The sequence below is a fragment of the Chlorogloea sp. CCALA 695 genome, from assembly GCF_003003885.1.
Taxonomy (GTDB): domain Bacteria; phylum Cyanobacteriota; class Cyanobacteriia; order Cyanobacteriales; family Chroococcidiopsidaceae; genus Aliterella.
In genome coordinates, this window is sequence record NZ_PVWN01000096.1 from 1 (window position 1) to 9937 (window position 9937).

Annotated in this window: 9 protein-coding genes; 4 read left to right on the forward strand and 5 right to left on the reverse strand. The window is 41.2% G+C overall.

The window, feature by feature from the left end; translation table 11 throughout:
- Positions 1 to 264 precede the first annotated feature (264 nt).
- Both C7B70_RS24000 and C7B70_RS24005 read left to right on the forward strand, forming a co-directional pair.
- Complete coding sequence (locus C7B70_RS24000) at positions 265 to 1182, forward strand: class I SAM-dependent methyltransferase (protein WP_106371438.1); 918 nt, start codon at positions 265 to 267, stop codon at positions 1180 to 1182.
- Positions 1183 to 1187: 5 nt separating this feature from the next.
- A complete protein-coding gene (locus C7B70_RS24005; protein WP_106371439.1) occupies positions 1188 to 2102 on the forward strand; it encodes a cation diffusion facilitator family transporter in 915 nt (304 codons plus the stop codon).
- A 74-nt stretch (positions 2103 to 2176) separates the two neighbouring features.
- Here the strand turns inward: C7B70_RS24005 and C7B70_RS24010 are convergent, their stop codons facing one another.
- Positions 2177 to 2782, reverse strand: coding sequence for an alpha/beta hydrolase (locus C7B70_RS24010; protein WP_339376701.1), 606 nt, complete (start codon positions 2780 to 2782; stop codon positions 2177 to 2179).
- A gap of 108 nt (positions 2783 to 2890) precedes the next feature.
- Here C7B70_RS24010 and purH point away from each other — a divergent pair, with 108 nt between their 5' ends.
- Complete coding sequence (purH, locus tag C7B70_RS24015) at positions 2891 to 4405, forward strand: bifunctional phosphoribosylaminoimidazolecarboxamide formyltransferase/IMP cyclohydrolase (RefSeq protein WP_106371441.1); 1515 nt, start codon at positions 2891 to 2893, stop codon at positions 4403 to 4405.
- Positions 4406 to 4423: 18 nt separating this feature from the next.
- Here purH and C7B70_RS24020 read toward each other — a convergent pair whose 3' ends face one another.
- A complete protein-coding gene (locus tag C7B70_RS24020; RefSeq protein WP_106371442.1) occupies positions 4424 to 4918 on the reverse strand; it encodes a DUF1622 domain-containing protein in 495 nt (164 codons plus the stop codon).
- 221 nt (positions 4919 to 5139) lie between these two features.
- Here C7B70_RS24020 and C7B70_RS24025 point away from each other — a divergent pair, with 221 nt between their 5' ends.
- On the forward strand, positions 5140 to 6597 hold the full coding sequence (locus tag C7B70_RS24025; protein ID WP_106371443.1) for a DICT sensory domain-containing protein: 1458 nt from the start codon (positions 5140 to 5142) through the stop codon (positions 6595 to 6597).
- Positions 6598 to 6605: 8 nt separating this feature from the next.
- Here C7B70_RS24025 and C7B70_RS24030 read toward each other — a convergent pair whose 3' ends face one another.
- The 3 genes from C7B70_RS24030 to C7B70_RS24040 form a co-directional block, all read right to left on the reverse strand.
- The gene (locus C7B70_RS24030) at positions 6606 to 8066 is read right to left on the reverse strand and encodes a sensor histidine kinase KdpD (protein WP_199192516.1); all 1461 of its coding nucleotides are present in this window, start codon (positions 8064 to 8066) and stop codon (positions 6606 to 6608) included.
- 150 nt (positions 8067 to 8216) lie between these two features.
- Positions 8217 to 8936, reverse strand: a complete 720-nt coding sequence (locus tag C7B70_RS24035; protein ID WP_106371444.1) for a GUN4 domain-containing protein — start codon at positions 8934 to 8936, stop codon at positions 8217 to 8219.
- Between the two features lie 125 nt (positions 8937 to 9061).
- Complete coding sequence (locus C7B70_RS24040; RefSeq protein ID WP_106371445.1) at positions 9062 to 9826, reverse strand: LAGLIDADG family homing endonuclease; 765 nt, start codon at positions 9824 to 9826, stop codon at positions 9062 to 9064.
- Positions 9827 to 9937 lie beyond the last annotated feature (111 nt).

Below are 9937 nucleotides of genomic sequence, written 5' to 3' on the forward strand. Positions count from 1 at the left end.
GCTACCGCAATTCGTTTCGGCATGAGTCATACTTTTATTCTCCACCTTTATCATAATCTGTTATGCGGACATGATATAAGACCAAATCTAGACTTGTCTAGAAGCGGCGTTAGCTAATGAAACTGGAAGCCCATGCTGTAACGGTAATCCGTTCAGCGCTGGGTACTTCACTCCCCGATCTTTGCAAGAGTTCGGGGGTTTTTCTTTTTGCAAACAGGCTCTAATGCTTGCAAAATAAGAACAGATAACTTAGCAACTTTTATTATGACGGCGACAGTAAATAATAATCCTGGATTAGCAACACGCTTGGTAAATGGGATACTAGCAATCACGCCTTTGGCAAACTTAGCCAAACACCAAGCAAGACAAATGATGATCAAACGGGCAGAAAAAATCGGCGTACCTTGGACTAAAAGAGTACAAGAATTGAAAACCCGCGATTGGGAAACTGATCTTGCAATAGTCCAAAATCCGCAAGTTGCCTATCCCGATTACTATTTAAAATCTTTTCACGCTTACGCACAAGGTAATCTCAATTGGGAAGCCGCGTTGGAAGTAGAAGTTGCTGCATACGCAGTTCATGCAGGGATTTGGTCTGGATCTGGCGCTAAAGGCGATCGCCTGTTACGTTCTAGCTATCATGAAATTCTGACGAGGGAAATTCCGATTACTCCCCAAACTATTCTCGATTTGGGCTGTAGTGTGGGGATGAGTACCTTTGCATTACAAGAAGTTTACCCCAATGCAGCAATTACCGGATTAGATTTATCTCCTTACTTTCTCGCCGTTGCCAAATACTCATCAAAGGAGCGCAATCCAAATATAAACTGGGTTCATTCCACCGCCGAAGCCACAACATTACCCGCTAATTCCTTTGATTTAGTAACAAGTTTTTTGATGTTTCACGAATTGCCCCAATCTGCTACACAGCAAATATTTCAAGAGGCGCAACGATTATTACAGCCAGGAGGGTATTTAACAATTATGGATATGAACCCTAAATCGGAAATCTATGCAAAAATGCCGCCATACATCTTAACTTTGCTCAAAAGTACCGAGCCATATTTAGATGATTATTTCAGTTTAGACATTGAAAGCGCCTTAGTTAGCGCCGGATTTGCCCCACCTACTATTGTGAGCAACACGCCCCGTCATAGAACGATAATTGCCCGTAAATTGTAGATAACATGAGTCCCAAATCCGCCCGTTCCTATGCTATTCTCTCTATCGCTGCCGCGATCGCAACTATAGCTTTAAAGTTTGGCGCTTACTTGCTGACCAATTCTGTAAGTTTATTTTCTGATGCCGCCGAATCAGTTGTAAACTTAGTCGCCGCCGTTTTTGCCGTGTGGGCGCTTACTCTCGCCGCCCAGCCACCCGACGAAGAACACACTTTTGGTCATTCTAAAGCTGAATATTTTTCTAGTGGCTTAGAAGGCGCATTAATTATAATTGCAGCCCTAAGTATTGGTGTAGCCGCCCTAGACAGATTAATTCATCCCCAACCTATCCAAAAAGTTGACTTGGGCTTAATTCTTTCTCTCATCGCCGCCGCAATTAATGGGGGAGTAGCATTCATTTTACTACGGGCGGGAAAACGCTTAAGATCGATTACGTTGCAAGCAGACGCGCATCATTTGTTTACCGATGTTTGGACTTCTGTGGGGGTAGTAGTCGGGTTATTACTGGTGCAATTAACAGGTAAGCTCTTTTTAGATCCGATCATTGCCATAATTGTCGCCGCAAATATAGTTTGGGCAGGGTTTAGACTTTTAAAAGAGACTGGTTATGGATTGTTAGATACTGCTTTGCCCCTATCTGATCAGAAAATCATTACCGATTTATTAGCACCTTACGATCGCCAAGGGATATTATTTCACGCCATGCGATCGCGCGTAGCAGGTTCGCGCCGCTTTGTTTCTTTCCATATCCTTGTACCTGGAAACTGGACAGTGCAGCGCGGACATGACTTATCTGAAGAAATTGAACTAGCAATTAGTAAGGCTTTACCTAGCACCCACATCATTACCCATTTAGAACCCTTGGAAGATCCCGTATCGTGGGAAGATCAAGGCTTAGACCGTTTCCCAGACCACAGTTAAGAGGACGAATAGGAATTTTGGCAAAGAGACGTTGCAATGCAACGTCTCTACATTGGTTTTGCAATCACGCAAAATCATTTTTGTTGCGCCACAATAAAATTGCGAATTAAAGCAATAACTTCGGGGCGAATTTCGTGACCCATATCAAACTCTTGATACTGCACCTTTGCACCCATAGCAAGCAAGCTATCTCGCGCTTTTTGGGCTGCACTGAGGGGAACTACCGAATCTTGTCTACCATGTACTAACAAAATTGGCGAAATCGCGCTAGTTGTTGACTCTGTAACCGGATGCAAATAACCACTTAACGCTACTAAACCCGCCAATGGTAAATGTAAACCGACATCTAAAGTCATCGCCGCACCTTGGGAAAAGCCACTTAAAATCGTCCGAGATAGGGGAATACTCGTCTCTTTTTCTAGAGATTGCAGCCAATCGTTTAATAATTGTTTGCTTTCAAAGTATCCTTTGTTATTCTGTTGAAAATCGTACCAAGCCTTACCGCCAGCTACTTGAGGATGATTGAAAGGCGCATCTGGCAAAATGAATTGATAATCGGGCAAATTCAAAAAAGGCACGACGGAAGCTAAATCTTTAGCATTAGCACCCCAGCCGTGTAACACCACAATCAACCCCGTAGGTTCTTTACCTGTAGTTGGGGGTACATTAATAACTTGCACGGGCAGAGACTTTCTCCTATTATAAAAATTCTCTTAATCTATTGTAATAATAACCAATTCTTGGCTCTCTGTATTCTTATTAGTAACCAACAGCAAAACCTCTTATATATGGCACGTCTAGCACTTCTCAGCGTATCTGACAAAACCGGACTAATCGAATTTGCCCGGACATTAGTAGAAGAATTTAGCTTTGATATTATCAGCAGTGGCGGAACAGCCAAAGCTTTACTAACTGAAGGAATCCCCGTTACTAAAGTTGCCGATTATACGGGTTCTCCAGAAATATTAGGCGGGAGAGTAAAAACCTTACATCCTCGGATTCATGGCGGTATTTTAGCGCGGCGAGATGTACCTGAAGACCTAGCAGATTTAGAAAATAATCAAATTCGCCCCATAGATTTAGTTGTAGTCAATTTATACCCTTTCGAGCAAACGATCGCACTCCCAAACGTAACTTTACCTGAAGCTATCGAACAAATTGATATTGGCGGCCCAACTTTAATTCGCGCCTCTGCCAAAAACTACGCTCATGTTACTATTCTCAGCAGTCCGACAAGCTACGATTCTTACTTAGAACAGTTGCGTCAAAATCAAGGCGAAGTATCTTTAGAATTTCGGCAACTGTGCGCTCAAAAAGCATTTTTGCATACCGCAGAGTACGATCGCGCCATAGCTGCTTATTTAAGTAAAGATAACTTCACTCTTACAGGACAAACATTACAACCTCTGCGTTACGGTGAAAACCCCCATCAATCCGCCGCTTGGTATCAAACAGGCGATACGCCCACAGGTTGGGCGACAGCAAGTATATTGCAAGGTAAAGAACTTAGTTATAACAACTTAGTTGATTTAGAAGCAGCAGTACGGATAGTAAGCGAATTTACAGATACCCCCGCCGCCGTAATTATCAAACATACCAATCCTTGCGGAGTAGCTTTAGCAGATAGTTTATCAGAAGCTTACAACAAAGCTTTCAATGCCGATTCGGTGTCAGCTTTTGGGGGAATTGTGGCGTTAAATCGTCCTATAGATTCAGCTACAGCTAAAGCGCTAACTCAAACCTTTCTTGAATGTGTAGTTGCGCCCGAAATTGAAGCTGACGCAAAAGAGATTCTTGCCGCCAAGTCTAAAGTTAGAGTTTTACTTTTACCAGATAAAACGAGCATTAAGCAAACAGTAAAAGTAATTGCTGGGGGCTTTTTAGTTCAAGAGGCGGATAATTACATTGCTGATTCTAGCAAATGGCAAGTAGTGAGCGATCGCAAACCAAGCCCTACAGAACTTGCTGAATTACTTTTTGCGTGGAATGTTTGCAAGCACGTCAAATCAAATGCGATCGTAGTTACAGGAAACCTTACCACTAAAGGCTGTGGCGCAGGACAAATGAACCGCGTTGGCTCAGTAAAAATTGCCTTAGAGCAGGCTGGAGAGAGCGCTAAGGGTGGCTTTCTTGCCAGCGATGGTTTTTTTCCCTTCGATGACTCTGTAAGAGCCGCCGCCGCCGCCGGGATCAAGGCGATTGTGCAACCGGGGGGAAGTATGCGCGATGCGGATTCTATCAAAGCAGCCAATGAACTGGGGTTAATAATGGTATTTACGGGGATTCGGCACTTTTTGCATTAAATCCTACTCTAATTTTAGTTAAAGGCGATCGCCTTCTTGCTTTCTAAAACTGCTTTGTTCTACCTGGTTAATTTCTTGCTCCAAAAAGTAGTTAAGTAGAGTTCTCAATAGGACAATTGCTCCTAAGTTCAAAATATCTTGGCGCGTGGGTGCTACGGCGGTGCGGAGAATATCACTAGCAACGGTAAACTCTAACCCCAAAGTAAGCACTCGTCCCAATTTGAGGCGAATTGACTCGGTAGAGTCATAATGCTGCTTAGAACGAGAAAATAACTGGCGCAAATAGCTAGTTATTGCGCGTAAAATAGCCCCCCCAATCACTAAAGCGGCGGCGATTTCGGCTCCTACCGCTAAGTAACTAACTATCACCTTAAGCCCAGATTCTAAGGGGTTGCTGGCTTCGTGAATGCCAGGCGATTCAACATTTAAACTCAAAAGCAGAACCAAACCAAAAATTAAAGCTATTGGCAATAGAACAGTAGATAAAGAATCGCGCATCTTCTCTTGTTTCATTGTTTGCGTACATAAATTAATCAAAGGTACAGCGCGAAACTCGTAACTCTACTTTTGCTTTGCTGTATTTAATCCCAGCCTACACCTCAACTATGCCAATAAAAAATTTTATAGATCCCTACAAATAATTCCTAAGCGCGATCGCATCTTACCTACAGCTAATTGCTAATTTTTAAAGGCTCCTATAAAGTACCTATCAAGGCATTATCACAAAAACAAGTATGGTCAGTTCTTTTAAACAATCTCTTAGCCTTTATGAATTGAGCCTTAGTACCGATCCACCTCCACAATTATTGTCTGTAACTCCTGCTACTTTGTTAGCTTTATTACGAGCAACAATCGATCTACTGATCGAGCATAAAATCCGCGCCCAGCTTCTGATTAAGCTGCCACCGGGCAAGATTTGGTACTCAGAAATTCAACGTTACAACACCACAAATTTAAGTGAAGGTATATATAGTTACTCTGTTTCTCAACCTGCGGCGAGTAATCTCATTACCCCGCTAATATCGGTAAAATTAACGCCCACAAGTAAATTACAGCGCGAGTATTTTTTATTAGTTTTATCGCCACAATTTTGTGGTTTAGCCTTGGCGCACCGTCGCCGCATTCAGCGCCAGGGAACAGTAACTAAAGTTCTTTCCACACCAAAACAAGTCTACAAACCAAAGCCTAATTCTTCTTTAGTAGCAATTTGTGCTTACGAAACCCCAGTCATTGAGCGCGTACTAGCAGGAATTAAGCAAGAAATTGTCTCTGCGTTAACAAAAAACTCGGCTAAAAAAACTCTTTACAGTAGTCCTATTCAACTTACCGAACTATTAAACAATTGGGATTTATTATTTACCGTAGCGCCAAGCCAAGGAACACTAATTAATCAATTAGTTATCAAACAATTGCAACGCACTGATGAAATACTGCGTAAAACAAAAATTAAACGCACCGCAGTGTTACAGCAGCAAAATCAAGAGTTAACCAGTAGCGTAAATCTTTCAGGTGAATTGCTCCGCCGTGCTAGTGAAGAACTCCGCACACCGCTAACTAATATGAAAACAGCGTTAAGTCTGCTGAATTCACCCCACCTCAAACCGCCGCAAAGAATGCGCTACTTGCAAATGCTGCATACTGAGTGCGATCGCCAAAATTCGGTGATAAATGGTCTACTTGAGCTATTACAAATCGATCAAATCCCCAAATATACGCCTTTGCAAGCCGTCCGGATCAGCGAAATTGTGCCGGGAGTTGTAAGCACCTATCAACCCTTAGCACTGGAAAAAGGGATCATGCTGGCTTATACCCTACCAGAACAACTACCGCCTGTACTATGTTTCAAGTCTTGGCTGAAGCAAATAGCAATCAATTTATTACACAATAGTATTAAGTTTACGCCTCGTGGAGGTCAAGTTTGGGTGCGATCGCGCGTGGTAGGCGATCGGGTGATACTAGAAGTACGAGACACAGGAATCGGCATTGCCGAACGCGATATTCCTAGAGTATTTGACCGTTTTTACCGCATTCGCCCTACTGCTGACGATAGTAGCGGTGCAGGCTTGGGTTTAACTATTGTTCAACAACTTTTGCAACGCGCTGGCGGTTCGATTTCGATCAAAAGTAAGCCAGGATCCGGTTCTACTTTTACAGTTCTATTAGCAACGGCTCCCACTCCTCCAGCTAATTAGTTACAACTCTAGCAACTAGGAGGCATCTTTGCATCAGGGCGATGCTCCCGCAAAATGCCGTGTTGATATAGCGGCGGATGACTCAAATCCATCGGTAAAAAAATAGTTAATACTTCCCCTTCGTCGGGGCGTTTTCTGACAATTAGTTTGCCACCAATGGCTTGAAATAAATACTTTGTGGCATTGAGATTGAGACTAATATTGCCTGTCTCTGGCTGAAACATCAGTAATTTACCTAAAGATTTAACGTGAGGAGGTGGTAATTTATCGCCCTCCCCAGCAAGAGATTGATGTAATAGCTGCAATTTTAGTTGATTTCCGGCAGGAATAACTTGGACTTGAATATGACTACCTGCCGTCAAATTGCGCGTAAAATTTTCAATTAAACCCGTGAGGACTTGATCTAATATTGTTGGATCGCTCACTACCGTAGGCAGATGTTGCGGTAAAACCACGTCTATTGTTAAATTGCGTCGATGAGCTTGTTGTTGCCATCGGGGAATGCTTTGTTGTAGTACCTGCGCTAAAGACATGGCTGTGAGTCGAGTTAGAGTGTTGGGGGCAGGTTTTTCTACCATTTCCGCAGCCCTAAAAATCAATTCCATACGATTTACTTGCTCTGTACACTCTCTATCGATAACTTCTAAACGTTTTTTGACTTCTGGAGCTAAATCTTTGCGCTTTAATAGCAACCTAGTCAAAGTACGGATAGTGGTTAAAGGCGTACGCACTTCATGAGCAAAGGCTTGTAATAGTTCTATATCTGAGCGGTGATTGTGAGCAACTAAATGTTCTTCTTGAGGGGGTTTTACGTGGGAGCGAGAGAGTAATAAATGACTGAAATTAGTTACTACCCGGTAATCGGGTGCTACAGGTTCAAACTTTTTGACTAAAGTATCGAACTTGTCAACCAAAAGTGAATTAGTTAATAGTAAACGCGATCGCAATAGTTGCCATACTTTGGCCGCTTCTTCTGGCTCAAAAGAAAACTTAAATGCTTGATTACCGCTACTATCACAGCCTAAAACTAATAGTAAACTAAATTTGGCTGTCAAAATCAAGCAAAACGGCTCCTGCGCCAAAGGATCGTTATGGAGTAAAGGAAGCTGTTGAGGGGTGGCATTTTGACTAGAAATAGTTGCCTTAGCGGGTGGTAGCTGCGGGGAATTATCTGTACTTTGCTCAACAAAAATCCCTGTATGTAACCTAGTAAGTAAGTCGTTACTCCATAGCGGCGCTGAACCTGCAAATACTACTCCTTGGGGGGATAGATGATCGCCTTTACTATCTATACTTTGTAATAGCAAATCCTCGCTAGCAGTTATTGCCGCCCTCCATTCCTGCGCTGCTTGAGCCTGTAATTGTGATGACGACAACCCAGAATTATCGGTACACCAACTTTGTACTTGATCAAATTTCCAATTTAGTATTTCCTTTAGGGTAGGCAACATCCATTTTTGCACGAGCATTTGCCCCTTCAACAGTTATAAATCGCTTAAGTTATACAACCTTACTTACTATGAGCTTATAGATATTTAGGTTTTAGTAACAGTCGTAGAACCGAACCCCTAAGTCGCAATTGCCGTTAAAAACCTCCGATAGCAATAAGTCTAATCAGCTTAACCATTCCAAGCCGGGTGGGAAAGCAAAGCAGAAATTGCCCGTACACCGCGCAGTTGATTGGATAAAGGTAAATGACCTTTGGGAGCGGTAAGATCCCAGGTAAATTCGTTAGGGTAGCGCGTCCAGTTGTTGCCATCTTTCCAACCAATTTCCGTCCAGAGCTTTTCCCAATTTTTACCCACCGATAGCCAGATTTGACGCTGTACGGAAAAACCAAACTTCCCCTCCGAAAAAACTAACCACAAAGTATCGATAGTCTGCAAGTCTAAAAGCGGAAAGTTATCAACTTCTGTAAAATATAGCCATTTTCTTTGCACAGCACTAGCTCCAGCTAACTGACACATTAAACCCAAGGTTAAGCGGTCGGCGGCTTGAAAGTCTTGAGCTATCAGCAATTTTTGCAGTTCGGTATAGTCAATATTGCCTTCAGATTTGAGGGGGACAAGTCCGTTAGGAAAATTAGCTAAGAGAAATTCTCGCGCTTCTAAGGAGTTACTTTGAGCGAGAAGTTGATAAACTTTGCCATCAATCCAGGTTGGTAAATTAGTTTGGCGTTGCTGCAAAAACTCCATTAAAGCTTTTTCGCCATCTTGACCAAAATCCGGTAGTTGGAGAATAGCTTGCTGTTGGACTTTTTCGGAACCAGTAGTCAATTGCAAGCAAAGAGCAGAAAAAACGTCGCTCTGCGGGTGGGAAGCGGTGGGAGAATTAGTCATACTCTTTACTGAGAAACGCAGGTTAGGGGCGATCTTTAATTTAACTATAGTTGTAAATTATATAGACAAATATCTATTTTAACTTATTTGTAAGTTTAACCTTACTGGGTGAACTACAATACCCTCTAAAAAACTTCATACTTCCTCTTAAGATAAAAATCAGCACTACTATATAAAAAGTCTTTCAATTTTGCTATTTCACTATTATTAGAGGTATGGATTTCATAGTAAGGTTTCTTACCCTCCCTAACTCTCGTTCTTATTGAAGTGTTTATATTGTTTAGTATAAACACTTTGTTTAAATCTTTAGCCATGCCAGAACTACCAGTACCTATACAAAAGTACGCACCGCTATATTGTTTTTTAGGTATATATTTTCTTCTACATATAGAACCATCAGCATCAAATATCCCTCTAATAAAGTGAGGTAGATAAGTATCTTCTAACTTAGGTAATTGAGCTACAAAAGATTTTCTTTCTATGATATTCCATTTGTTTAAGGAAAGAACTATTTGTGGATTGTAAATACAAATCTCTAATTTAGATTCAACACATTTTGTTATAGGTTGGGTAGCATCTAAAAGCTCTTTAAATGTTTCTAGTATAATACTATCTTTTTTATGTATTGATATTTTTAATCTATTTTTACTAACACACCCATCTCCCATAATAAATCCTAAAAAATAAGCTTTATTAGGGTTATCTATATACTCAAAATAGCTTTCGTTTAAAGTATGTCTTTTTCTACCTAAACCTAATTTACTAATTCTAGTTCTTACCGCTATTTCTGTTTTATTTAACTTAAATGCTAAATCTTGGTAACTAAATATTTTGTAATTCTTAGTTAAAACGTCTAAATCTTGTTCTGTCCAAGTTGTACAAGTTTTCATGTTAAAACTATATATTTATTAAGTGACGATTTACTAACAGCTTGAGATGTATAAATAACAATATTTCTACCGTTCATTTTATCTTTGTATTTAGGTAACTTTGGTCTACCT